This window comes from Flagellatimonas centrodinii, assembly GCF_016918765.2.
In the GTDB taxonomy this organism is placed as follows: domain Bacteria; phylum Pseudomonadota; class Gammaproteobacteria; order Nevskiales; family Nevskiaceae; genus Polycyclovorans; species Polycyclovorans centrodinii.
This window is the reverse complement of the sequence record NZ_CP092104.1, coordinates 2,234,724-2,260,113: the sequence shown is the minus strand read 5'-3', so window position 1 is coordinate 2,260,113 and position 25,390 is coordinate 2,234,724. Positions and strand designations below refer to the sequence as shown.

At 63.8% G+C, this 25,390-nt stretch carries 19 protein-coding genes; 6 read left to right on the top strand and 13 right to left on the bottom strand.

Annotated elements, in window-relative coordinates; translation table 11 throughout:
- Positions 1–9: 9 nt before the first annotated feature.
- From JN531_RS10555 to JN531_RS10540, 4 genes are all read right to left on the bottom strand, one after another.
- The gene (locus tag JN531_RS10555) at positions 10–1,599 is read right to left on the bottom strand and encodes a DUF4331 domain-containing protein (protein ID WP_228348829.1); all 1,590 of its coding nucleotides are present in this window, start codon (positions 1,597–1,599) and stop codon (positions 10–12) included.
- Positions 1,600–1,702: 103 nt separating this feature from the next.
- Positions 1,703–2,137 (bottom strand): hypothetical protein, encoded by a 435-nt coding sequence (locus JN531_RS10550; protein WP_228348828.1) that lies wholly within the window; start codon positions 2,135–2,137, stop codon positions 1,703–1,705.
- Positions 2,138–2,146: 9 nt separating this feature from the next.
- Positions 2,147–3,274, bottom strand: a complete 1,128-nt coding sequence (locus JN531_RS10545) for a HupE/UreJ family protein (RefSeq protein WP_228348827.1) — start codon at positions 3,272–3,274, stop codon at positions 2,147–2,149.
- The gene (locus JN531_RS10540; protein ID WP_228348826.1) at positions 3,271–4,470 is read right to left on the bottom strand and encodes a hypothetical protein; all 1,200 of its coding nucleotides are present in this window, start codon (positions 4,468–4,470) and stop codon (positions 3,271–3,273) included. Before JN531_RS10540 ends, JN531_RS10545 begins: the two co-directional genes overlap by 4 nt.
- A gap of 289 nt (positions 4,471–4,759) precedes the next feature.
- Between JN531_RS10540 and JN531_RS10535 the strand changes: the two genes are divergently transcribed.
- Complete coding sequence (locus JN531_RS10535; RefSeq protein WP_228348825.1) at positions 4,760–5,809, top strand: aminopeptidase; 1,050 nt, start codon at positions 4,760–4,762, stop codon at positions 5,807–5,809.
- Between the two features lie 16 nt (positions 5,810–5,825).
- Here JN531_RS10535 and JN531_RS10530 read toward each other — a convergent pair whose 3' ends face one another.
- Together JN531_RS10530 and JN531_RS10525 are read right to left on the bottom strand one after the other, a co-directional pair.
- Positions 5,826–6,773 (bottom strand): MBL fold metallo-hydrolase, encoded by a 948-nt coding sequence (locus JN531_RS10530; protein ID WP_228348824.1) that lies wholly within the window; start codon positions 6,771–6,773, stop codon positions 5,826–5,828.
- A gap of 65 nt (positions 6,774–6,838) precedes the next feature.
- The gene (locus tag JN531_RS10525; protein ID WP_228348823.1) at positions 6,839–7,282 is read right to left on the bottom strand and encodes an LEA/WHy family protein; all 444 of its coding nucleotides are present in this window, start codon (positions 7,280–7,282) and stop codon (positions 6,839–6,841) included.
- 122 nt (positions 7,283–7,404) lie between these two features.
- Between JN531_RS10525 and cysS the strand changes: the two genes are divergently transcribed.
- Positions 7,405–8,775 (top strand): cysteine--tRNA ligase, encoded by a 1,371-nt coding sequence (cysS, locus tag JN531_RS10520; protein ID WP_228348822.1) that lies wholly within the window; start codon positions 7,405–7,407, stop codon positions 8,773–8,775.
- Between the two features lie 91 nt (positions 8,776–8,866).
- Positions 8,867–9,223, top strand: a complete 357-nt coding sequence (locus tag JN531_RS10515) for a DUF1304 domain-containing protein (protein WP_228348821.1) — start codon at positions 8,867–8,869, stop codon at positions 9,221–9,223.
- Here JN531_RS10515 and JN531_RS10510 read toward each other — a convergent pair.
- The 3 genes from JN531_RS10510 to JN531_RS10500 form a co-directional block, all read right to left on the bottom strand.
- On the bottom strand, positions 9,171–9,662 hold the full coding sequence (locus tag JN531_RS10510) for an NYN domain-containing protein (RefSeq protein ID WP_228348820.1): 492 nt from the start codon (positions 9,660–9,662) through the stop codon (positions 9,171–9,173). The genes JN531_RS10515 and JN531_RS10510 overlap by 53 nt on opposite strands.
- Positions 9,663–9,782: 120 nt before the next feature.
- On the bottom strand, positions 9,783–10,091 hold the full coding sequence (locus JN531_RS10505) for a type II toxin-antitoxin system RelE/ParE family toxin (protein WP_228348819.1): 309 nt from the start codon (positions 10,089–10,091) through the stop codon (positions 9,783–9,785).
- A complete protein-coding gene (locus JN531_RS10500) occupies positions 10,091–10,366 on the bottom strand; it encodes a ribbon-helix-helix domain-containing protein (RefSeq protein WP_228348818.1) in 276 nt (91 codons plus the stop codon). The genes JN531_RS10505 and JN531_RS10500 overlap by 1 nt, the downstream gene beginning before the upstream one ends.
- A gap of 358 nt (positions 10,367–10,724) precedes the next feature.
- Between JN531_RS10500 and JN531_RS10495 the strand changes: the two genes are divergently transcribed.
- From JN531_RS10495 to JN531_RS10485, 3 genes are all read left to right on the top strand, one after another.
- Positions 10,725–11,585 carry a hypothetical protein gene (locus tag JN531_RS10495; protein ID WP_228348817.1) on the top strand — a complete coding sequence of 287 codons (861 nt, stop codon included), beginning with the start codon at positions 10,725–10,727 and terminating at the stop codon, positions 11,583–11,585.
- Positions 11,513–12,669, top strand: a protein-coding gene (locus JN531_RS10490) for an IS3 family transposase (RefSeq protein WP_228347778.1) whose coding sequence is annotated in 2 segments (ribosomal slippage) — positions 11,513–11,753 and positions 11,753–12,669 — 1,158 coding nt in all. Because the reading frame shifts where the segments join, the coding sequence is not laid out codon by codon here. Before JN531_RS10495 ends, JN531_RS10490 begins: the two co-directional genes overlap by 73 nt.
- 23 nt (positions 12,670–12,692) lie before the next feature.
- Positions 12,693–16,238, top strand: coding sequence for a hypothetical protein (locus tag JN531_RS10485; protein ID WP_228348816.1), 3,546 nt, complete (start codon positions 12,693–12,695; stop codon positions 16,236–16,238).
- 223 nt (positions 16,239–16,461) lie between these two features.
- Here the strand turns inward: JN531_RS10485 and JN531_RS10480 are convergent, their stop codons facing one another.
- The 4 genes from JN531_RS10480 to JN531_RS10465 all read right to left on the bottom strand — a co-directional run bounded on the left by JN531_RS10480 (position 16,462) and on the right by JN531_RS10465 (position 25,215).
- The gene (locus tag JN531_RS10480; RefSeq protein WP_228348815.1) at positions 16,462–19,428 is read right to left on the bottom strand and encodes an autotransporter outer membrane beta-barrel domain-containing protein; all 2,967 of its coding nucleotides are present in this window, start codon (positions 19,426–19,428) and stop codon (positions 16,462–16,464) included.
- Between the two features lie 13 nt (positions 19,429–19,441).
- Positions 19,442–23,458: a TonB-dependent receptor plug domain-containing protein gene (locus JN531_RS10475; protein ID WP_228348814.1), complete on the bottom strand. Its 4,017-nt coding sequence runs from the start codon at positions 23,456–23,458 to the stop codon at positions 19,442–19,444.
- A gap of 97 nt (positions 23,459–23,555) precedes the next feature.
- Positions 23,556–24,617, bottom strand: a complete 1,062-nt coding sequence (locus JN531_RS10470) for a FecR family protein (RefSeq protein WP_228348813.1) — start codon at positions 24,615–24,617, stop codon at positions 23,556–23,558.
- Positions 24,604–25,215, bottom strand: coding sequence for an RNA polymerase sigma factor (locus JN531_RS10465; protein WP_228348812.1), 612 nt, complete (start codon positions 25,213–25,215; stop codon positions 24,604–24,606). The genes JN531_RS10470 and JN531_RS10465 overlap by 14 nt, the downstream gene beginning before the upstream one ends.
- Positions 25,216–25,390 lie beyond the last annotated feature (175 nt).

Sequence of the window (25,390 nt, the reverse complement as noted above, 5' to 3'; positions counted from 1 at the left end):
GAGACCTCCTCAGTTCACGGCCGCGGCCAGAGCGGCCTCGGTCGGGGAACCCGGAATCGGATCTTCCAGATACGGGAAGACGGTCTTGTAGTCCGCCGGGTTGGGCAGCGCGCCATCGGTGTAGCCGAAGTTGCGTGAGGCCTGCGACGCCGGGCGGGGGTCAACCGACGGCGGCAACAGCTCACCCATGGCGGCCCGCAGCGCGATGTCGACCACGTCATCGATCGGACGGCGACCGTTGGGGAAGCCGGCCGGGTCACAGCCGGGGTTGGTCAGCGTCAGCTCACCGTTGACGAAGCACTGCAGGGCGCCAAGATCGTTCTGGGCCCCGGCAGCCGTCGCCGGCAGCGCGGTGTTCAGGCGCAGCATCTCGGCCCCGACCACATTGGCCGGCTGGTTGACGCTGCCGACCCCGGTGAGGAAGGCCGCCACCAGATCGCCCCGCGGGAAGGCATCCGGCGCGGTCACGCCAGCCCCACCGAAGAGGATTTCCAGCAGCTCCGGCAGGGTCGGATGCGTGACGTAGTCGGCGAACTGGGCGTCATCCTTGGGCTCGCTGGCGTTGAACAGGTCCTTGTCCGGCAGGCCGATCACGACTTCGTTGACCAGCGGGCTACCGAGACGCGACACCTGGGTCCAGGCACCGCCCTGCAGCGCCGAGCCGATGTTGCTGTCGGGCGAAGCCGACAGCGTGTCCTGACGCTGCGGCGTCGGGTTGAGCACGCGGCCCTGACGCAGGCTGGCGGTGGTCCAGCCACCGATCACCGGCTCCGAACCGTTGGTGAGGCAGCTGATCGGCACTTCCAGCGCCAGCGACGTGACGTTCTTGTCGCCGATGGTGTTCTGCTCGAGGCTGCGGGCGTTCGGGTTGAGCGCCACTGCCGGTGCCGCAATGTTGACGAGGTCGAAGGTCTCGCCGAGGTTGACGACAAAGCCTTCGCGCCGCTGGCCGACAAACACCTTGGCCGGCATGCCGCAGCCCGGGATGGTGACCATGTGGATGTTGGCCGCGGCCAGGGCCGGGTAGTCGAGAATCGACTTGTTGCCGATGTTGTCGGTCGGCTTGCTGAAGGTGGAGCTGCCACCGGAGGCCATGGTGACCGCCTGGCGGGTGCCGCTGCGGCGGTCACCGCGCACCACGTTGACGGTATAGGTCTCGACCACGTTGAGGGCGCTCTGGTCGCCGGCGCTGATGCCGCCGATATTGGCCAGCGGCACCGCCACCGACTTCTGTTCGCCCGGCGCACCCACCATCAGCGGGAAGCCCTTGAGCTCGGTGCTGGCACGGAACTGGAAGGTGATGTCTTCCACCGCGTCGCCGTTGTTGTCGATGTGGATCTCGTACAGGGCCGAGGGGTCCAGGGTGAAATAGTTGGGGCCGCCGTAGCTGTCCTGCAGCGGCAGGTAGTTGGCGATCAGCGTGATGTAGCCGTCGCGCCCGCTCTCGTAGCTGCGGAACATGTAGAAGTCGGTGCCGTCGACTTTCGGTGCGGTGGTGATGAACGGCGCTTCGCGGTGGCTCGATGCCTGCGCGGTCAAGGTGGCCGCCCCGGCAACGACGGTCGCCAGCGCCGTCAGGGTCAAGGTCAAGTTCTTCATGATGTGCAATCCCCAGATGTAAATGATCACCGCTCCTCATGAGCGGATCAGTGCTGTTACGTAGCCGCGACGGTAATGGATGCAGCGTGACCCGCCGCGCTGTTCAGGAAGGGCTGCGACGCCGCAGCCGCAGCAGCAACAGGCCGTTGAGCGCAACACTGGTCAGCAGTAGACCCAGTAGCAGCATCGGCGGCAGCTTGACCGCCGTCGGCCCACCCTCAAGGGCGGCCTGACCCCGCGCATCAACGGTGACCGGCACGCGCAACTCGTGCCCGAGGCCGTCGCCGGCCCACACCTGCCATTCGCCGGCCGCAACCGGAACAAAACTGAACAGGCCGGCCGGCCCGGTCCGTCCCCGCTGTACCAGAACCCCGGCGGCGTCGTACACCGCCGTTTCGGCGTCGGCCATGGGCTCGCCAACGCTGTACTCGAAGCGCAGGGTCACCGCCCGGGCATCAGCCTCCAGATGGCCGGCAGCGCCGTGCGCACCTGCGGCCGAGATCACGGCTGCCAGCAGAAGGATCAAAACCACACGCATGTTGTGCTCCTAGAAAAACGTGAACCGCAGATTGAAGGCGCGCTCGACGAACCAGACCCCGCCCAGCGCCGCCACCACCGCTGACCCCAGCGCCACCACGCCCCACTGGTAGAACGGCCGGTGGCGCAACAGGAATGCCAGCGGCACGAACACGGCCGCGGCTGCCACCTGCATGCCCTCGACCCCCAGGTTGAAACCGAGCAGCGCCAGCGCCAGCGTGGTTGACGAGACCCCGAGATCGGTCAGCACGCTGGCATAGCCGGCGCCGTGAATCAGGCCAAAGCCGAAGGCCACGACCCACAGCCGACGGCGCACCATCGGCCACAGGTTGTTGATCGCGGCAAAGACGATGGTGGCGGCCACTGCCGCTTCGGTCAGCCGGGTGGGCAGCGTCAACACCCCCAGCGAGGCCAGTGTCAGTGCCAGCGCATGGGCGGCAGTGAATGCGGTGATGATGCGCAGCACGTCCACCAGCGCATCCCGGGCGCGGGGCGCCGCCACCCAGCCGCCAGCCTGACGCCAGACCACGGCCGGCAACAACAGGCCGGCCAGAAACAGCAGGTGATCAAGACCGATGGCGATGTGAAACAGACCTTCGCGGAAGTACTGGCGAAAAGCGCGCCCGGGGGACAGGACACCGGCCTCGAAATCGAGACTGCGACGGTCGGGCGCGAACACGCCAAGGCGGGTCTGATCCCCCAGGCGCAGTTGCAGCAGGCCGCGATGTTGGGGGTCCAGCTCGAAGAACAGGCCGTAGCGCAGCGTCAGTCGTTGCGGCACGGTCGCGCACTGGCCCTGTAACGGCAGGCTGAGGTAAGGACCGTCGTTAAGCTGCACCACCGCCAGCGGCGCGACGTCGAGCGTGCAGCGCTGCGTATCGGCCTCCACGGCCAGGCGGCTGCGCAGCAGGGCCGTTATCTCGGTTTCGCGCTGACGCACTTCGCCCCAGGTGATGGCGCCATCGCCATCGGCATCCAGGCGCAGGGCGTAGTCGAGGTCGCGTAGGGCGACGTCCCAGCGGCCTTCGACCGTGGCACCTTCCACGGCCAACCGCAGGTAGCTGTCACTGGGGGCGTGGGCCGCGACCGGCCCAGTCAGCAAGGCAAGGACCAGCAGACTGATCAGACGGCGGCTCATCGGGACTCCAGCCGGGTGACGGCCGCCTGCAGCCGCACATCGTCGATACCGGTGGCGTTCATCCAGGCACGCACCGGAGCTGCGGCCTCGCGATCGCCGACTGCCGCCGCCGCCCGCAACAGCAACAGGGCGTCGTCCGGCTCGCGCTGGGTCTGCCAGTTGTCCTGCGCCACCGCCAGAGCCGCACCCGGATTCGCCATGACATCCAGATGGAACCGCGCCAGCTCCCGCAGGTGCGGCGCCTCGCCGCGCAATCGCGTCTCTTCGACGCGCGACCGGATGCGCTCCACCCGTCGTGCCAACGCAGCCGCCATATCGGCATCGGCCTGCGGCCACCGGGCTTCGGCAATGGCCAGTCGCAGTTCGGCGCCGTCTAGGCTGGCGTGCGGCGCCAGCAGCGCGTGGGCCGCCCTGACCTGCCCGTTCGCCAACAGGAAATCGGCGTAGGCATAGAGCAGATAGGGATCCGGCGTCGCAGCCGGCGTCTCGGCCAAGGCCATGCGAAACGCCGTATCGGCGGCCGCATCAGCCACTTGCACCGCCAACTCGGCACGCACGGTCAGCGCCCAGATCCGTTCTGATGCCGGCGCGTTGTCGGCGCGCGACAGTTCGCGATCCAGCAGGGTGCGGACGGTGGCCGATGCCGGCTGCAAACGGCTGGCGCTGGCGACGCAGGTGGCAAGCACCAACGGGCTGACCCGCCCGAGCAGGCCGGCGCAGTCGCGCAGCGCCTGCTGCGGGCGCCCCTGCACGGTGTGTATCACTGCCCGGGTCAGTCGCGCCTGGGCATGGTCCGGCTCGGCCGTGAGCACCGCATCCAGGATGCCCAGAGCCTGATCAAAGGCATGTCGGTGCTGCGCCAGGGTCGCCCGCAGGACCTGCACCTCGACCGGCGCCCGGTCGCCCCGCCAAGGCGCCAGCGCAGCTTCGGCATAGCCCATGTAGCGGGGCTCGCCGCGCTGACGACCGATCTCGATGGCCTTGCGGGCGAAGGCGGTAGCCGCCTCGACCGATTCCGGCGCGCGGTCACGCGCGGCCCGGAGTCGCCGCAGCGCCACCTCGTCGGGGTCATCGGAGGCGGGCACGGTGAGCAGCACCACCGAATCGTCGCTCGGCCGGTTGGGCTCGACCGCAACCACCGACCCAGCACCGATCAGCAGGACCAGTCCTGCCAGTGCCAGGGCGAATCGGGGCAAGCGCTTTGAATGGGCATCCAACATGCGGGAACGACAGCCTCTCCTTGTGCGGGCGCATCCATGTTGATCCTGAACTCCGGCCGCTGCAGCCGCAGGCTTAAAAAAGCGGACGGCGGTGAGGCCGTCCGCAATCGCGCCACGGGCAGGGACAGTGCCGTGGTTCAGGAGGCCCACGCCGAGCCAGGGATCTGAATTTCGACGCGAGCCACTTTGATTACGCCGGTATCGCCGGATCGGATGCAGGCGGTTTCGACATCGTGTTGCGTCGCCGCCGTCGTACACTTTGCAGATGCGCCGCACCACCCTCGCTCTGTCGACACTGCCACTGTTGGCCCTGACCGGCTGCATGCGGATGGGCTACTACGGCCACCTGGCGCAGGGCCAGTGGGCACTACTGCAGGCGCGCGTGCCGATCAGCACCCTGCTGGCCGATCGCGACACCGATCCGGCACTCGCTGCACGTCTCGGACTGGTGCTGGACGCCCGCCGCTTCGCCGTCACCGATCTCGGCCTGCCCGATAACGGCAGCTACACCCAGTACGCCGACCTGCACCGCGACGCGGTGGTATGGAACGTGTTCGCCACCCCGCGCTATAGCCTGGTGCCGCGCGAGGTGTGTCATCCGCTGGTGGGGTGTATGGCCTACCAGGGCTTCTTCGACCTGTCGCGCGCCGAGCGGCAGGCCCGCAAGCTGGCGGCGGACGGACTGGATGTCCACGTCGCCCCGGTGCCGGCCTACTCCACCCTCGGCTGGTTCGACGACCCGGTGCTCAACACCATGATGGGCTGGAGCAATGCCCAGCTGGTGGGCACGGTGTTTCATGAACTGGCGCATCAACAGGTGTTCGTGCCGGACGACACCGCGTTCAACGAGTCGTATGCGAGCTTTGTCGAAGATGCCGGTCTGGCAGCCTGGCTCTCGCAGCGCCAGCTGAACGAGCCCGACTGGCATCTGTTACGCGGCCGTCGCCATGACTTCGTGTCTGCCGTGCTGGAGACCCGCGCCCGGCTGGCGGCCGACTACGAACGCTATCGGGACCAGCCGGTGCGGCTGGAAGCCGCACGCAATGCCGCCTTCAACGACCTCCGCAACCGTTGTGACGCACTGCGCGCCACCTGGGGGGGCTGGCGCGGCTACGATCACTGGTTCGACGGGGAGCTGAACAATGCCAAGCTGCTGCCGTTCGGCCTCTACGACGCCTGGACCGGCGCCTTCGCTACGCTGTTCCGCGACAGCGGCGAAGACTGGCCGCGTTTCCATGCGGCGGTAGCGGCGCTGGCGGAACAACCGGCCGAGGCGCGCCAGCAGGCACTGCAGGATCTGCTGGCCGCCGACTGAGGCCCGGCAACGACCATCACCAGGTCAGCGTTTCGCCGGGCACCGGCACCGTGAAGGCGCTGTCGGCCAGGCCCGCAGCTGCACGCGCCCGACCCAACCGCACCGGCGGCTCATCCAGCGGTTCCAGCGTCAGCCGGAAGGTGCCCCAGTGCATCGCCAGCGAACGCTTGCTGCGCACGTCCAGGTGAATCTGGACGGCCTCTTCCGGATCGATGTGCATGGGCCGCATGAACTGCCGCGGGTCGTAGGCGCCAATCGGGATCAACGACAGGTCGATCGGCCCCAGACGGCGGCCGATGTCGGCGAAGTCGGGGCTATAGCCGGTATCGCCGGCGAAATACACCTTGGCGCCGTCCGCCTCGAACACGAAACCACCCCACAGCGTGGCATTGCGATCTCCCGCCCCGCGGCCGGAAAAATGCTGGGCTGGCACCAACCGTACGTTCAGCCCGCCGCGCCGATGCAGCCCCCACCAGTCCAGCTCCTCCACCCGTTGCGCGCCCAGCCGGCGCAGCAGCGGTGCGTTGCCGAGTGGCACGATGAACAGCGGGCTGTGCGCCATCGCCAGCCAGCGCACGGTGGCGGCATCGAGATGGTCGTAGTGGTTGTGCGAGATCAGCACCACATCCACCGGCGGGATCTGCTCATGCGTCAGTGCCGGTGGCAGCAGGCGCTCCGGCCCCGCCCATTGCACCGGCGAGGCACGCGGCGACAGGTGGGGGTCGGTGAGGATGTTGAGCCCGTCGAGCTGGATCAGAAAGCTGGCATGGCCGATCCAGGTGGCGGTGCGCACCGAACGGTTGCCGGCGAGGAACGCGAGATCCGGTCGGCAGCTCACCGGCGGCGCCCCGCTGGGCCGCGACCGCGCCCACTGGCCGAGAAACTTCAGCAGACCGGCCCCACTGTGCGGATCGCGGTTATGGGGGTTGCGGAAACGGCCACGGTGGTGATGCTCGGCAGACATGGGGAGTCCGGCTGGGATGCGCCGCCCAAGAATAGCGCGGGCCGCACGACCGCAGGCGGGCCCGGTCAGCCGCCAATCAGCCCGCGCTTGTCGAACGGCAGGCCCGGCACGCCGGTTGAGTCGCTGAAACGGAAACTGCCGAACAGACGGTAGTCGAGATCCTTCAGGTTGCCCCGCTCGAGCAGCCCCTGCGCCAGCTTGAAGCCGTTGATGCGGAAGGTGACCGGCCAACGGGCCGTGCCATTCGCCGGCAGGGTGATGCCCTGCGACTGCTCGCCCCGGCCGACCTCGACGCCGCCCAGCTCCAGCGTGTACGCCATGCCTGCCACCGGCAGCCGGAACGGATTCGGGTTGTCGACCAGAAACTCGAAGGTCACCACCTGTTCCATCAGCCCGCCACTGGCCATGCTGACATTGGCGACCCGCAGTGTCGGCGTCTCCACCAACTGCTGCATCAGTGCGCAGCCGGACAGCAGCAGGGCGGTCAACATCAGCAGCGTTCTTTGCACGGCGGGATTCCAGCAACTGGGAGACGGCGGATTGTACGACCGCCGCAGTGGCCAGGCGGAACCCGCCGCCAACTGGCGACCACGGTATCCTTGCGCGCTGAAATCTCCGGGACCCCGGCCGCATGCACCTTCATAACACCCTGACGGGCCGCAAGGACGTCTTCACCCCGCTCGACCCCAATCGCGTGACGATGTATGTCTGCGGCCCTACCGTGTACAGCTACGCGCATATCGGTAACGCGCGGCCGGCGGTGGTGTTCGACGTGCTGTCGCGGGTGCTGCGGGCGCGTTATCCGCGGGTCGATTACGTGCGCAACATCACCGACATCGACGACAAGATCAACGCCGCCGCGGTGAAGGAAGGCGTGGATATCCGCGTCATCACCGACCGCTATGCCGCGGCCTATCACGAGGACCTGGCCGCCCTCGGCGTGGCACGACCGGACTTCGAGCCACGGGTCACCGAGCACCTGCCGCAGATCCTCGACATGATCGGCCGTCTGGTCGACAGCGGGCACGCCTACGCCGCCGAGGGCCATGTGCTGTTCCACACCCGCGGCTTCGCCGACTACGGCCAACTGTCCAAGCGCGACGAGCAGAGCCTGATGGCCGGTGCCCGGGTCGAGGTGGCCCCTTACAAGCGGCACGCCGGCGACTTCGTGCTGTGGAAACCCTCCAGCGAGGATCAGCCCGGCTGGGACTCGCCCTGGGGCCGCGGTCGCCCGGGCTGGCACATCGAATGCTCGGCCATGGCCGAAGCGCTGCTCGGCGAGACCATCGACATCCATGGCGGCGGCCATGACCTGATCTTTCCGCACCACGAAAACGAGAACGCCCAGAGCGTCTGCGCCCACGGCGGCAAAGCCTTCGCCCGCTACTGGGTGCACAACGGCTTTCTCAACGTCAACAGCGAGAAGATGAGCAAGTCCATCGGCAACGTGCTGCTGGTACGCAAGCTGCTGGAACAGGCGCCCGGCGAAGCCATCCGCCTGGTGCTGCTCACCGCCCACTACCGCCAGCCGCTGGACTGGACCGACGACGTGCTCGCCGAGGCCAGCAAGAAACTGGACCGCCTCTACGGCGCCCTGCGCGATCTCGCCGACGTCACCGCCACCCCCAACCGTCCCGCCCCGGCCGCCTTCGTTGCCGCGCTGGAAGACGACCTCAACACCCCGCAGGCCCTGGCCGTGCTGTTCGAGCTATCGCGTGACGCCAACAAGGCCACCACGCCGGACGCCCGCGCCGCCGCCAAGGCCGACCTGCTGGCCGCCGGTCGACTGCTGGGCCTGCTGCAGGGCGACCCGGCGGACTGGTTTGCCCACGGCGATGCTGCCGAGGGCCTGTCCCCGGCGCTGGAGGCCATGCTCGCCGAACGCGTCGCCGCCCGCGCCGCCCGCGACTGGGCTGCCTCCGATCGTCTGCGCGATGCCCTGGCGGCAGAGGGCATCCTGGTGGAGGACAGCAAGGACGGGCAGCGCTGGCGGCGGGCCTGAGCCCGGCGACATCGACACCGCCGTCCCTGCGGCCTAAGCTGACGCGGCCCGGCCCGATCGGCCCGGCGATTGCCTTGCAGAAGGAGCTGCCATGGACCTCATCATCGCTGTCATCGTCGGCCTGATCGCCGTCCTCCACCTCTATTTCCTGACACTGGAAATGTTCCTGTGGGACAAACCGGCGGGACGCCGCGCCTTCGGACTGAGCGCCGAAGAGGCCGCCACCACCAAAGTGCTGGCCGCCAACCAGGGCCTGTACAACGGCTTTCTTGCTGCCGGGTTGATCTGGGGGCTTTACCTCGGCCGCGCCGGCACCGACATCACCGTGTTCTTCCTGCTGTGCGTGCTGGCCGCCGGCCTGTTCGGCGCCGCCACCGCCAGCCGCAAGATCCTGTTCATTCAGGCGCTGCCGGCGGCGGTGGCACTGGTGTTGATCGCGTTACGCTGACGCTGGTGCCGGTTGCCGCTGCCGCGTCCGGCGGCAGCCCACCGAGCCCCGTACAGAACGCCACCGGGTCCACCACCACCGCGCCACGCTTACGGGCACGGCGGGCCAGCTTGAGGTCACGGGTGACCACGGTCACCGGAGCGGCCCGGGCATCCGCCGACAGCCGCGCCAGATGCCGCAGGATGGCCGCGTCCGCGCGCTGGGCGCCTTCGCCACCGGAGTAGACCACCGCCAGCGAAGGTGACCGCGCCGCCACGCTCGCGGCAGGTCCGTCGAAGTACAGGGCGGTGTCCAGCCCCTCCCCCTCCAAACGACTCAGCAACCACGCGATCAGCGCCTCACGCGCCGCCCGCCGCGGGTGCTCATCTTCCCAATGTGCCCCGAACAAGGCCCAGGTGGCATAGAGCAAGTTGTGGCCGTCTATGAGGAGGGTGGGCATGGGGGGATTATCCGAGATGCCGGGCGCAGAGGCCGGCGCCAGACATAGCACACCTGTGCCACTTTCAGACATCAACAGGAGCGGCGGCCTGGCTAACGGCGCTGCCATGAGCGATGGGGCCTACTCATCCGCAAGGGCTGCCTCATAGTTCTGGCCGCCGTGGAACACGCCGACGATCACCACGCGATCAGCCTCAATGGTGAACGCGATGATGGTGTGCTTTCGATAGTTGGTCAGCCTCAGTCCCGGACGGATGTCGTCACGCAATAGCCCTCGCACCGGGAACAGCTCCAGTTTCTCGCAGTGATCGATCACGGCATCCACATATCGCGCCGCAACCTGCGGGAACCCTTCTACCGCCAAGTGGTGGTAGAGCGCCTCAAGCTGTGCCTCCGCTTCCGGTGTAAAAACGACCAGGTAGCGATCCATCACTTCCCGCGGGGACGCCGGGCGGCTTTGGCGACCGTCTCACGCACCTGCGATGCGGTCTTCACTCGCGATGGCGTTGCCTTCACCGCATCGTATGCCGGCGCAACCTGCTCACGAAGCCAGAGGGCCACGGCCCGATCCCGCGCCAACAGCGCACGCAAGCCGTCACGGATCACTTCGCTTTCGCTCGCGTACTCGCCCGATGCCACCTTTTCACGAATGGCGTCGGCCATCTCATTCGGCAGGGTGATGCTGAGTTGCTGGGTTGATCGCATGGCAGCCTCCATCGAGTAGGATTTAATCCTATCGCCATCTGCGCGCAAAGCCAAGCTGAGCGATATGACTCGGTGCACTTCCTCAGCACTCGCCGCCCAGCGCTCAATACTGAAGCTTCACACCCACACTCATCGCATCAAACTGCAGGTTGATGCACCCTGATTCCGCCGCCCCTATCAAAAAGGGCCACGGGCATGACCGCAGGGCAGCTCGGTCTCGGCACTGCGGATATTCACTCCGGCCCCCAACTCCGCGCAGGACGAGCTCACGCCTACCGATTACCGCTCGCAGTTACCAAAAGTGCTACTTCCGAAGTGCTTGCTTGACGGCGGAGCTTCCGCTCTCAACACTTACCCGATGACGACGACTGGACAAGCGCTGAATCGAACTTTTTTTGATCTTCCCACAGATGAATGCACCCAACTTGAAAACGCTGAGCTTCTGGCCGATTTCGCCGTGGGAGGAAGGACGGGTTGGTCTACCCTGTTGGAGTCTGAGCGCGTCCTGATCGTCTCAGAAGCTGGTATGGGCAAGACCTATGAGTGTCAACGCCAACAGCAAAGGCTTTGGGAGGAGGGCCGATCAGCATTCTTTGTGGAACTGGCCACGCTGGCGACAGACGTCTTGGAAAGACAGTTTTCCGTCGGGGAGAAGCAGCGCTTCGACAACTGGAAAGCAGCGCAGACAGAACGTGCATTCTTCTTCCTGGACTCAGTCGACGAGCTGAAGCTCACCCGGCGCTCTTTTGAAACGACGCTCAAGCGGTTCGCCGCAGCCCTGGGCGACAACCTTGAGCGAGCATGCATCGTGCTGACGACGCGGCCGACCGCGTTCGACTTGACCCTCGTTAAAAAGTGGCTCCCGGTCCAACCGCCGCCAAAAGTGTTCGTACCGGAAGACTACTTCGCAAACGTAGCGATGAGCGTGAACAAAGAGAAGCCGGCCGAGCGCTCGACGCCGGAGTGGCGATTTGTCGCCCTTTCGGCGCTGGACGAAAAGCAGATGCGCGCGCTCGCAACCGCCCAAGACGTGGATGATCCGGATGCGCTGCTCGATGCTGTCAATGCCCACCATGCCCATGACGGGTTCTACCCCGATAGCACGGACACTTTCGAGAAGGCCGACAATGGCCAAAAGGAGTGTTCATGTCGAAGCGAAGGAAGTTCAGCCCGGAGTTCAAGCGCGGGGCTGTTGAGCAGTGCCGCCAGCCGGGTGTGAGTTGCGCGCAGGTCGCCCGGGAGTTGGGCATCCGGGACAGCCTGCTAACCCGCTGGAAGCGCGAGATTGAGGGCCAAGGGCAAGTCGCCTTTGGTGGCACGGGCACCGCCCGCGATGAGGAGCTGGCGCGGCTCAAACGCGAGCTTGCCCGGGTGAAGAAGGAGCGGGATTTTTTACGCGAAGCGGCGACGTTCTTTGCCAAGGGGTCGTCCTGAGATATCAGGCGATCGAGCGTTGCCGCGATGATTTCCCTGTTCGCCTGATGTGCCGCTGCCTGCGGGTGTCGCCGAGCGGTTATTACGGCTGGAGTACGCGCCAGCCCAGCGCACGTCAGGTCGACAACGATCGACTGCTTGCACGCATCCGTGAGCTTCACGAAGACAGCCGTGGCGTTCTGGGTGCGCCTCGCATGCAGGAGGATCTTGCCGAAGAAGGTGAGACTGCCAGCGTCAATCGCGTGGCTCGCCTGATGGCGCTGCACGGCGTGCAGGGCTGGCCGCGCAGGAAACGGCGCGGCCCGCGCGGTCAGCCGGGGCTGCCGCCACCTGGCGTGCGCAATCTGCTGGAGCGGGATTTCAATGCTTTGGAGCCCGAGACCAAGTGGGTGACCGACATCACCGAGATCAAAACCGACGAGGGCAAGCTGTATCTATGCGTCGTCCTCGACCTGTTCAGCAAGCTCGTGATCGGGTGGTCGATGCATCACCGGCAGGACCGTCAGATGGTGATCCGGGCCGTCGAAATGGCGATCTGGCAACGTCAGGGCGGATGGTCAGTGATCCTACATTCGGATCGCGGCAGCCAATTCCGCAGCAGTGACTATCAACGCTATCTGACCAGGAACACGCTGCTGTGCTCAATGAGTGCCGTTGGCCATTGCGGAGACAACGCTGCCTGCGAGGGCTTCTTCGGCATGCTCAAGCGGGAGCGCACGCACCGTGTGAAGTATCCGACGCTCGATGTCGCCAAGGCGGATGTGTTCGACTACATCGAGCGATTCCACAACCCGAGAATGCGGCGTAGAGTCGCCAAGCAGGATCAGAAGTTTTCAGCTCTTTCCAAACCGTCCGTGGTTACGGGGTAGAACCCGACTTCGCAAAACGTCCGTTGGATTTTCTGGAGCTTTGCGGCGACTGGAAGGTGCATGGGTGCATTCGCGCCCATCGCGAGCAAGTGGATAACAGCCTCGAGATAAAGCTGCGGCCCCGCGGCGACCGGCAGGAACGTACTCAGCTGCCGCCACAACGGGCGCGCGAAGGAGCAGCCCGATTGGCCCTAGCGGCCCTGCTCTCGCGAAAACTGACACTCTGGCACAGCAGCGACAATGACCGCGGCCAAGGGGATGCGCCGCTGAATCCGACAAAGATTCTGGATGACTGGACAGACGATGAAGTAAAAACACTGCTCGAACGCCCTCTATTCGGCTTCGCCACCTACGGACGGGTTCGATTCCACAACCGAACCATCATTGAGTTCCTGGCGGCGGAAAGACTCAAGTCGCTCGTGGATCGTGGGCTCCCGATCCGAGCGCTAATGCGCCTGCTGTTCGCCACGACACCGGAAGGCCAGCGAATCGCCAAGCCTTCGCTCCAGCCCGTTGCCGCTTGGTTGGCGCCCTACATTCCGCCCGTTTGCTCCGAACTACTCGAACACGAACCGAGTGTTCTGCTGCGGTACGGCGATCCCGGCTCATTGACCTTGGCGCTGCGGACGCGGGCGCTCGAGCGATACGTTCGCAAGTACGGCGCTGGCGGCTGGCGGGGCCAAGGGATTCCGAATCTACAGGTACAACGACTGGCGACGAACGATCTCCAAGAGGTCACCACCCGCCTATGGGCTGGCGGCGTCGAGAATCCCGAAGTTCGGGAGACGCTGCTTGAACTGATCGGCGCTGGGCAGATGATTGGCCGCGCAGACATCGCCTATGACGTTGCCATCGATCAAAACAATGATGCGCGCGATCGATTGAATGGACTTTTGGCGCTCGCGCAACTTCAGGATTCGCGCCTACCGAAATTGCTGGATTTGGTTGCCTCCGCATCGCCCGGCTGGCATGAAGACTTGGCACGATCAGTCATCGTCCACCTATTCCCCCAGCACCTGTCGGTTCCGCAACTCGTCAAGGCGCTTGCGCGCCTATCCCCGAAATCGCGTGAGATCGGGGGCATCTCCATCGTGTTGCCGCTGGCAATCGTCAAGGCACAATTGGATCCAATGGTCTTGGCTAAGCTGCAACACGGACTGGCAGCACTGGTATCAGACAGTTGCCGCTGGCATGTCCAGCACTATCGAGTCACGTCCGATCGCCAGGATCTGGTGCCTGCGTTGCAGGTCGTCAGCCGCCGCCGGCTGGAGATGGGGGACACCTGCCCCGACCTCTTCAACGCCGTCGCATTGTCCGGATTACTGGCGAGACTGGATCGTGATGACGCCGAGGACACCAAGATCCTGAGGGCCGTCCTCGCCGACGCACCGAGCGAGATCCGGGCGGGCGTGTTCTGGGCCAACGACCGATTGGTCAGGGAGCACTACCCGAAGGACGAATGCGGCCCGTGCCCTAGGTTCCATCTGTTTCATTCGTATGGTGCATACCAGATCGAACTCAAGAAGGATGCCAAATGGCTGCTACACACGCTTTCCGACACCTCGAGGCCGCTTCCAGATCGCGAACTTGCCCTGGAGACGGCCCTCCAATACTCGCATAGCCACCCGGGTCGCCTGGCATGGCTGAAGCAACTTGTTGCGATGTCCAGCGACAGCGGAGTGCTGGAGAACCGCGCCAAAGGGTATCTGAACGCGGTGGAGAACCCGCGCCCTCCCCCCGCGTGGCAGATCGAAGGGGAAAAGCGGAAGAAAAAGGCCAAACGGAAGCACGCCAAGAATCTTGCCAGCTGGAAGCTGTTCTGGCGCGAGTTAAACAACGATCCAGAGACCGCCTTCTCGGAGAGCCGCATCGAAAACACCAGTTGGGACCTTTGGCGTGCCATGGAGAAGGATGCTCAAGATCGCTCGTTCTCCGGATGGAACCCTGGGTTCATCGAACGGGTCTTCGACAAGGACATGACGGATCGCTTCAGAGTCGCGCTCGCGGCAGTCTGGCGTAATGATCGACCTACCCTGCGGTCAGAGCGGCCTCCAGATCAGCGGAACAGCTATCTGTTGCGGTGGCAAATGGGTCTTGCTGGCCTCTATGCGGAGTCTGATGGCGCCTCCTGGGCATCCAAGCTCACAGCAGAAGAAGCTGACCTTGCTTGCCGTTACGCATTGTTGGATCTGAATCGATTGCCACCTTGGCTCGAAGCAGTTGCTAGTGCGCATCCGTCTGTTGTGGATACAACGATCGGGAACGAGCTCATGGACGAGCTAGAGGATGTAGATACGAAGCACTCGATGCTCCTACGGGATGTCTCCCATGCCTCCCCCGCGATCATCTCGCTGTTCTTGGTACGCATCCGGTCTTGGCTGAAGGATGCGCTTTCCAATGGCGATGCTTCCATCTTGGAGGCCGACAAGGTCAGATGCGCGACGAAGCTTCTTCTCGACCATGGAGACGACCAAGACGCTGCGTATTCGCGAGCAGTAGGACTATCGAGGTTGCAGCGCACACCCGAACCCGCAGAGATCCTGTTCTGGCTTCCGATCCTCGCACACCTGGATCCAGCGGTGTGCGTCGTCGAAATGGAGCGGCTGGCCATGCCGATCCCACCTGCGCCGGAATCACAGGTGGTCGGCTGGTTCTCGTCGCTGTTCGGGCACAGATCTGATCTGGATCTGGCAAGGTTCGGGGCGGAGCCTGAACTGCTGCTGCGGCTCGTCCGGCTGGCCAACCGGCACGTCAGGTTCGAGGACGATCTGCATCATGATGGCGTTTACTCGCCCGTTCCTCGGGACCATGCGCAGCATGGCCGGAGTGCGCTGGAGAGCGCGCTATTGGGCATCAAGGGACCGGGTGCATGGGAAATCACGATGCAGTTCGCCGAGGACCCTGAGGTCGCGCGTCACCGCGATCGTATCCGGGCGATAGCCTTGGAGAATTTGGCGGTAGAGTGGGATTCCGTCGTCTTGAGCGAGGCCAACGTCCTGCAACTGGAGCGGGAACATGATTTCTCACCAACCAGCCGCGTGGAAATGGCAGCCTTGCTCGACACGAGGCTTGCCGACATCGAAGATCTTCTGTTCCAGGATGCGTCACCGAGGGAGCTCTGGGCGACGATCAGCATCGAGCGACTACTGCGCCGTGCGCTGGCAGCAGAGCTGCAGAAGATGGCCCGGAGCGCCTACGTGGTCAATCAGGAAGCCGTGACGGGGGACGAGAAAGAGTCCGATATCCGCCTGACCTCTACCTCAGCTCATCTTGAGGCGGTGATTGAACTCAAGGTCGGCGAAAACGGCTACTCCTTCTCCGATCTACAGGGCGCGCTCCGTACGCAGTTGATTGGAAAGTACATGACACCGGAACATCGGCGTGTTGGCTGCTTGTTGATTTCAGTCTCGACCGACCGATTCTGGAAGGATCCGGATACGGGGAACCGAATAGGGTTCGACGAGGTGATAGCCCGGCTGGATGCTGAAGCCGCCGATTTGGCGGCTAACCTGGGGTATGGGGCGTTTGTGACTGTAAGGGGCCTCGACTTACGGCCCAAAAAAATTTAGTCGGACTGAAAAGAAGTATCTGATCAAGCTTTGGGGCGACAGCTTCCGGCGCGCCTGAGCCGTAGGCAACCGTTTATGGCACAAAGCCTAAATACAGAAGCAGCGGCGACAGCACGCGGTAGCCGCTGCAGTGCCGGATCAGCCTTGGGAATCGCTGCCAACGGCGCGACAAATCCGGATTGTGTAAAGGCCCGGCTCTTACGAGCCGGGCTCTCAGTTCAGTTCACCACTGATACCGCACCCCAGCACCGATGCCGACGCTTGAGAGGTCGTCGCCATCCAGCGAATCCACATTCACATACCCTGCCAATGAGCGGCTGGTATTGCTGACGTGGATGCTGCCGGAGATCTGGGTAAAGGTGCCGTCGAGGGCGTCCGTAGCCGGTGCGTCGATGGGCCCACGATTGGAAACGGATACCGTGCTGGTACCGTGGATCTCGTCGATGGCGCGCGCCGTCAGGCTGATGCCGGTGGGCGCAAAGCTGGCGAACAGGTTCTCCACGCTCAGGCGCAGGCCGTAGCTGACGTTGTTCTGCGTCTGGTCCTCGAAGCTGACGTTACCCCCAATACGGTCCGGGTCAGGATCTGAGGCCGGCACACGCATGCCAGACATGCTTGTCTTGACCCAGGCAAGGCCCACGAGAGGTTCCACCTGCAAGAACCCAAGCGGAATACGCCAGCCCGTTTCCAGGCGGCCGCCAATCGACGATGACCGTGTACTGAGGATTGCTGTGTCGGGCTCCAGGTTCAGGGCTGGTTGGTCGTTATCCAGATCCACCCACATCTGGCTGATCGCCATGTCCAGGTAATAACCACCTATCGTCAGACTGCTGTATGCCCCCAGATGCATCCCGCGAAGGTTCATGCGGTTGGGACTTTCGTCAAAGTCCACATCGGAACGGGCATAGCCGAGCATACCGCCGGCGACGAACGATCCCAGTTCGTTGGACTGTCCGATCCAGTCCCATCCGAACGTGGTCGTAACATCGTCTTGTACATAGCTGTTGTCAAAGCTCACAGCTTGGCTACCGACCATAATCTGCGTATTCAGATCCCGATCCGTACTCCCACTGGATACACGGAGCCAGAGCCCGCGGTCGACGTCCGCTCCTTCTGCCAGATCGCGCTGATCCACCTGCCGATCAAACCAGGCGCCGGCCGAGCGCTGCCAGAGCCGATTCGTCGCCGTCATCAACAATGGGAACTGTTGCGTACCCTGACCCTGCAGGCCATACAGCTTGTATTGTCCGGCCTCAGCATCGTATCCAATCGCGTAGAAGAAAATGCCCTTATCGATTGCGCCAAGCTCACCATCTGCCGTCTTGATCGTCCCGAACTGCACGCTGTCTGGATCGACACCGAACGCCTGCGGATCGTTCAGTTCAGCTTGTGCACCGCTTGCGTCGACGATGACCGAACCCTCCGGGTTGAAGGCCCCCCGATCACCTGGAACTTGCTGCACGATCAAAAAATTTGTTCTGCCGGTCGCATAGCCATCCCGCAGGTCGATACAGTCCGTCACCGGAAGGTCCTGGGAATTTCCTACACGAAACTCGAAGCCACAGCCTGCCTGGCCGATCTTGCCGATATCGGCGTGAGCGATGATCCGGCCAATAGCCGCACCTTCCTCATTCATGGCGCCGTGGAACCGCGCGCCCGGAAATGCAAGGATGTCGTCCGGCCAGCGGTCGCCGTCGGCCACTTGAGGCCCGTTCTGAGACACGGCGAGGAACGGGTTTCCTAGGGTATTGGTGTCAACCCCCGCGCCCATCCACATGGTCCCTGCGTTCTCGAACAGCTCGAGATTCTCGAAGCGCATCTCAGTACTGCCATCGCCGCGATCAGCGATCTTGAATCGGCTGCCCACAACGATGGTCCCTGCATTTTCAAGGCGATCCTCCCCATCGCCAAAGTCCACCAGAAAACGATCGTTCTCGGCGGGGATGCCCGAAATCGTGCGCCCGACTGGCGACGTCAACATCATGGCCCCCGGCGCGATGCTGACCGTGTCGTCTCCCGGCGAGAGCACGCTGGGTGCCGTGGCCTGCGGACTGTCACGGCCGCTCAGGTGCCAGAGTGATCCCGCATGGAAGTTGACGGCGGCACCCCCTTGCAGGCCACTGAAGTCGAAGGGCGCGAGAATGTTGACACCATCGCGCGTTCGAGAATCAATCTCGCCAAGCACCGGGTCAAGGTTAGCTGGACCAATGACGTTGACCTCGACACTGCCGCCCCCACTGCTACGCACTGCGTAGTCCACCCCGGTTTGCAGACAATCTCCGAAGCTGCAGATCGGATTCGCGATTGACTGGACTGAGATGGACGAGTTGAGGTTGATGGTGGCCACTCCGTTGGACTGGGTCGTGACCGCCGCGCCGCCGCGCGCTGTAACCGATGACAGGTTGATCGTGATGGATCCGGTATCGGCCACCGCATGTACACCACTGCCGGAGCCACCTCCCCGTACCTGCCCGCCCAGATCCAGGTTGATGGTGCCCGCTCCACTCGTCTCTGCGTGGACCCCCGTATTGCTACTCCCAGCGGAAGACTGTGTTCCGATGGTTCCCGTCGAGACCACGGAGATATCCCCACCTGTTGAAATCGCCTGCAGGCCGATACCACCGTTGGCATTGGCGTTGGCGCCTGCAGCCAAGATGTCGATGTTTCCACCGCCCGCACTGAAGGCCCGAATGCCCGCAACGCCGACACCGGATGTTCCGGATGTCGCGACGGTGCCGCCAAGGTTCAGACTGATGTTGCCACCCAGTGTTTCGGCGAGAACGCCGTACTGCACGAAGGCCGCGGCGCCCTGGACCGTACCCTGCGTCGTGACGCTGATATTCCCATTCTCTGTGGTGGCGCCGATGACCACGGGCGCACGGGTCCCGGTGGTCGCGTTGCTGCTGAGGTTTCCGGTGCCTTTGGTGATGGTCAGCCTGTTGTCACCGGTGGCTGAGGTGATGAACCCGCCCGTACCGTAGCTTGTAACCCCGTTGGCGCTGTTGACGGTCAGATCGCCGCCATTTGCGGTATGCGTGATGCCGTCGGCATAGGTAGTGGCCATGCAGTCGACAGTCCCAGGGTTGCTGCCGGTGCAGTCCGGATCCACCTGGGCGCGCAACGGGGCTGCGAGCATCCACATGGCGACGAGGGCAGTAAAGGCAATCGACCGCTGTTCAAGCTTGTTCATGGCGATCTCTCCCTTAGAAGCGCTTGGTGATGGACAGACCCACGAGTCGCGGGTCCAGGGTGAAGACATTGGTCGTCAAACCCGAGTCATCCGAGTTGAGGAAGGTGCCGGTGATCGGCGATTCGTCGAAGGCGTTCTTCACATACACCTCCACACGCAGACCCCAGTCCATCTGGTTCACCCAGAACGAGACGTTCGTATTGGTCCAGGCTTTGAGCTGGTCATATTCCGTGTTGTAGATCCGCGCGTAGCTATCGTCCTGCCAGTACCAGTCGACCCGGCCTGTCAGGTCCCAGCCCCCCGGCAGGTAGAGCGTGTGCTGGGCGCCCAGCGACACGGTGAACCGGGGCGCATTCGGTAGTTCGTTGCCGCTGAGATCCGCAAAGAAGCCGGCGCCTCCATTGGGCGCATCCAGCGCCCAGCGAAACACCCGGCCGTCGTGCTCGGGATGGATCCCCGTTCCGCCACCTGAGCGGGCCAACGGGTTCCAGATGAGTTCGCCATCCTCGAAGTACGGGATCTGCCCCATCGAGCCATCGGTCTCACCCAGAATGCCGCCCACTGGACACATGTTGATGGCACCAATGGCCGAAACTCCGTTGAACATGTTGGCCTGTGCGAAATCGGCGGCAATCAGCTCGGTGGGCATGACACAGTTGGAGGCAGCCACAACCCATGGCTTGACCACAGTCCAGTGGTCGTAGGCGATGAACTGCTCGGCTGAACCGTTCAGCCCGTCCACATACCCCGGATCACCGGGCTGGAGATCGGGGTTGTAGTCCGGGTTGGGGATTGAGGTGCGAAACACCTGATCGCCCCCTTGCGCCCGGTCCATCAAATCGATGGACTGCTCGCCATCACCGACGCGCGTGCGCAGATAGCCGACGCTGGCGTTGAACAGGGTGTTGCTGGTAGGGGCGACGGTCGCCTCCAGCTCAAGACCCCAGACCGTGGCATCAACATTCTCGTTGACGGCGGTTCTGTCAACGATCTTGCTGATCTGGTAGTCACGATAGTCATAGTAGAAGGCGCCGACATTGAGGGTCATCGCTCCGCCCAGCGACTGGTTCTTGGCGCCGACCTCCAAGGCGTTGATGTACTCAGGCTTGAAGGTCGGCGGCACCGCCGCGCCGGAAGCCTGCTGAAGCAGCAATCCGCTGGGCGGGGAAACGGTGGGCGGGTTGGCTCCGCCCCCCTTGTACCCGCGTGCAACGCTGGCATACAGGAGACTTTCATCAAGCCAGGACCACCCGAGACGCGTCGCCAAGTCCGGCTTCCAGTCGACGACCAGGCGCCCTGTCGGCTCAGTCCATTCCTGAATGATGTCGGGCAGCGCAGGGGACCCTTGGCCATTGATTGCAGAGCCCGAGAATGAGCACCAGGGTGGATTGATTCCACAGACGGACGCGACGGGTGGCGGGTCGCCATCCTCGACGAATGTCAGCTGTCTGTAGTCCGAGAGCAGCAATTGACTCGGCACTGGTGAGAAGACCTTACGGTCCCAATTCATCCGTGCCCCCACGGTGAGCTTCAGTGTGTCCGTCACGTTCCAGTACAACTCACCAAACATTGCCGCCGAATCAAGCTGGTACGGGTTGGCACTGCGGAAATAGTTATGTCCTTCACCGTCAATGCTGGCGAGGGGGTTCGGGTCGACATATCTGCACGAGCTGCCATCCTGACTACCCGCTGGACAGGGGCTCATGGGTTCGTTGAATGGCCAGAGCTGCAGCAAATGGGTGAACGCATTGCTGAAGACGAAGTAATCGTTGACCGTTTCAAAGCGGGTGTAGTTGGCGCCGAGACTGAAGTTGACGGGTCCGTCGTAGCTGGAAATCAGCCTCAGCTCCTGATTCCACTGCGTACTGGTTGACTGGGAGAGATCCTGCGCTATCAACTTGTCTGAGCACCCCAACTGCGGATCGCAGAAAACATTCGCGCCGCCGTTGTTGAGCATGTGACGGTAGTAGCCGACGCGCCGACCTTCCGCGTCGCGGACCTGGCCATTGTCATCCACGGTGTAGCCGTGATCCTCGACGCCACCGAACATGACCCCCTGATCGATCAGGCCATCTCCGTCGGAATCGGTCAGCGGAAGGTGGGTTCCACGTCCATTGTCTGGATCATCTGAGCAGTTCGCGCCATAGATCGTGAAGCCGAAGATCGACTGTTCGTTGACGGCACACGCGTTACTGGCACCAGCTCCATTCCAGATAGGGAAGGTGCTGAAACGGTTGTAGTCCTGTGTCGCCCAGTACTCATCCTTGGCATAAACCGTTTGCGAGGACAGTGTCAGGTGGTCGTTCCACTGGAAATCGAAGGACAGATCAAAAATGTCCGCGTTCGCTTGGTACGCGGGTTCAATCAGGGAGTAGATGCTGCGGAGATCGTTCGATTGGACCTGATTTCCATAGGGATCGGGCTGACAGAGGTCCAGTGTATAGGTGACGCCGAACGTATCGGTCACTGCTGAGCAGGGGGCGCTGTCGGGGTCGTCAAAGGGCCCCATCCAGTTTTGGAAGATCGGGTACTGCCCGTTACCGTCAGGGACCGTGTAGAGACTCGGACCCGCCCCAAATGGCGAGTACCACTTTCGCGGTGCGTCAGTCACGAACTGACCGACTGCAGACAAAGCCTGTGCCCAATAAATACCTGAAATATAGGGGAGCGACTCACCGTTCGGAGTTCCGTAGGCGTCAGCAGAATAGAGCGATCCACCCTTGCAGCCCTGTGAATAGGTGGCCGCCTGGACACTGGGGGCGTTGACCGGAACCCCCATGATTTCTGTCGGGCTGTCATCACGGTGACAGAGCTGTTTTGAGGTACGAACCCGATTGTCGTCCTCCTCGAAGCGCTCCCACATCAGGTTCACGCGCAGGGTGTCAGTCGGCTCCCAGCCCAGAGAGAGACGGCCGGTCCAGAGATCACGGCCATCGACGTCCTCACTGACATCGGCGTTCGCATTGGGATCCAGTGCGGCAAGGTTGGTTCCATAGCCTTCGCGATCGGTCATTGCATAGGCAACGCGCATCGCTAGCGTATCGTCGACCAAGGGGACATTGACATGGCCACGCAGACGTTGAGCGTTGTAGTTGCCTAGTTCGCCTTTGATCTCCGCCTCAAACTCGTTGACCTTCGCCTTGTTCGAGATAACATTGATGACGCCGGAGGTCGCGTTGCGGCCATACAGCGTTCCCTGCGGACCGCGCAGCACTTCCACCCGCTCGATATCCAAGTATTCTTGCTCGAACAGACGGTTGACGATGAGCGTAGTGTTGTTGAACGAGACGGCGACGCCGGGATCCGTCGTCGCCGATACGGCTTGTGTGCCGATACCGCGAATCTGGAAGTTGTATCCGGAGAAGTTTGTTTTTGAGAAGGTAACGTTCGGAATGGCCTTCAATAGATCGAAGCCGCCCTCGATCTTCTGAGCATCAAGCTGTTCCATGCTGAAGGCCGAGATGGCGATCGGCACATCCTGCAGCCGCTCGGCCTTTTTCTGGCCGGTGACGATAATTTCTTCGACACCAGCCCGGCGGGCCTGGTCGACGGAACCAATCGCGAGCCCTGCTTCAGCGGCCGCTCCGGCGCTCCCCCCGGCCGGAACGGCCTGGGATTTTGGGTCTTCGGGGACCGCGGCAAGGGCTTCGGGCAGGCCCACCATAATGGCGTTTCGGCCGGTTTGCCGGTAGGCGTAGGGGGTGCCCGCGAGCACACGATCGAGGGCATCGGCGAGGGACAGTTCCTGCTGCAGGCCATCGGCCTGGTATTCATCCAGTACATTGCCGGCCATCAGTGCCTGAACGTTGGCCTGGCGGGCGATATCGATGATGGCCGTAGACACCTTTTGTGCCGGCACATCGAATTCGAAGGTTTGCTGTAGCAGTGTCGATGCACTGGCATCTGCACTGGTCCACTGCGGTGTTTCAGTGGGGCTCTGCGCGCCGACGACGGCGGAAAGTCCCAAAAGTAAAACGCCAAAAACATGACGCACGCCCATTCTGAACGAATGCCGATGTTCGCTGGCCATCTGTTTCTCCTCCCTGTTGTGGCACGCGTTTCATGCCTCTCTAGGTATCAAGACGACTGGACGCGAGGGTTGTGAACTGGGAAGCGGGGATTGGTTATCAGCCGTTTGAACTTTTGCGGGACACCAGCACGATGTTGCCGTTGACATCGGTGTATAGATCCACCGGAAACAGCGACGGAAGGGACTGCACCCAGACATCGGCGGAATCGGTGAGCACGGCGCCGGAGAACACCAGGCGGCCCACGGCGGGATCGCGAATGAGGATGGTGCGACTGGCGTAGCGGTTGATATCGGCGATGGCCGAGGCCAGCGGTTCGTTCAGATACTCAAGGCGGCCTTCTCGCCAGGCCAATGCGCGTGACGGATCGACCGCGGCCACTGCGGGTGTCTCGTCGGGGTTGGCCCAGACCACTTCCCTGCCCGCCTCGACCCGCAAGGCATCCGCGGGCGGCGGCGCTGCGGGTTCGCGCTGCGGCGTGACGGGATACACATCGACCGTGCCTTCGGTGACGGTGACCACCATGCGGCCGCCCGCATGGCGGACATTGAAGGCGGTGCCGACGGCACGCACATAGAAGTTGCCGGCCCGCACGATGAAGGGGCGGTCCTTATTGTGTGCGACGGTGAAGTAGGCAATGCCGTCGGCCATGGTCAGCAGGCGCGCGGTGTCGGTGTACTGCAGTTGCACCGAGGACTGGGTGGCCACGTCCACCTGCGAGCCGTCGGGCAACACGGTGCGCTTCATCGGCGGCGTTGCGGCGGGCTGGGTATAGGCCACCAGGGTCTGCCAGAGCCCTTGCATCGGCCGCTGCAGCTCCAGACCGAACTGCAGGGCGACCACCCCCAGGCCGGCAGCAAGCGCCGCCCCCAGCCAGGCGCGCCGACGACGCTGACGCCGTCGTTCGCTGGTGGCCGCAGGCTGGCGCCAGGAGGACGGTGCCAGGGCCCCGCGCAAGTCCTTCGCCACGGCGGGTGCCTGGCTGGCGATGGCGCTGGCCTGATCGAAGGCCTGCTTGTTGCGGGGGTCGGACTCGTACCAGACCAGCCAGTCGTTGAGCTCGTCCTGGCTGGGCGCTTCGCCGCGCAGGCGCAGCACCCAATCCCAGGCGCGGGTGAGGCGCGCCCGTTCCTCAGTGGAAAGATGCTCAGCGGACGCCATGGATGGCCTCCCGTGCAACCTTGGGGGAATACCCCTGGATGCGCAACTGACAGTACATGCCGGCGCGGGTGAGATAGACGTGCACCATGCGGGCGCTGACCCCCAGCAGCTCACCGATGGAGGGGGCGTTGAGGCCGTCGACATGGCGCAGCAGGAAGCTGCGGCGCAGCTTCTCGGGCAGCTCGGCCAGGGCCTGGCGCAGGGTCTCGACCTCCTCCTGCCCGAGTGCGTAACGATCGGGTGAGAGTTCGTCCTGCTGGTCTTCCATGCATTCATTGCGCAGCAGGCGGGCGCGGTTGTTGCGCTCGCGGGCACGGTCGATGGCGATGTTGGCGGCGGTCTTGAACAGATAGCCGCGGAGGTAGCCGACGGCGCCGGGGCGGTCGAGTTGCAGCATGCGGACGTAGGCTTCCTGTGCCACTTCGCGGGCCTCGTGCGGATCACCCACGCGGGTCATCAGGAAGGCGTGCAGCGACTGATTGTGCTCGCGCACCAGGTTGGCGACCTGCTCGCTGTGACACACCGGGGCCTCAGCCTGCCCCTCCGCGGGGGACGGGGCGGCGCCGGAATCCTCGGGGTCGGGGCGGCGGGTGTTCACGGGCGTGGGTCAGGCTGTGCTTTGGGTGGCGGGCTATCCAGTAGAAGACGAGTGAGTACGGGAGAAATGAACTGGCGGCGGCCAGGGGCCTGATGACAGCATCCGCGCAAGCGGCCATCAGGGCAACCCACGAGACTTCGCTTTCGCTTGGGCGGCCTTCAGAATGCGGTACGGG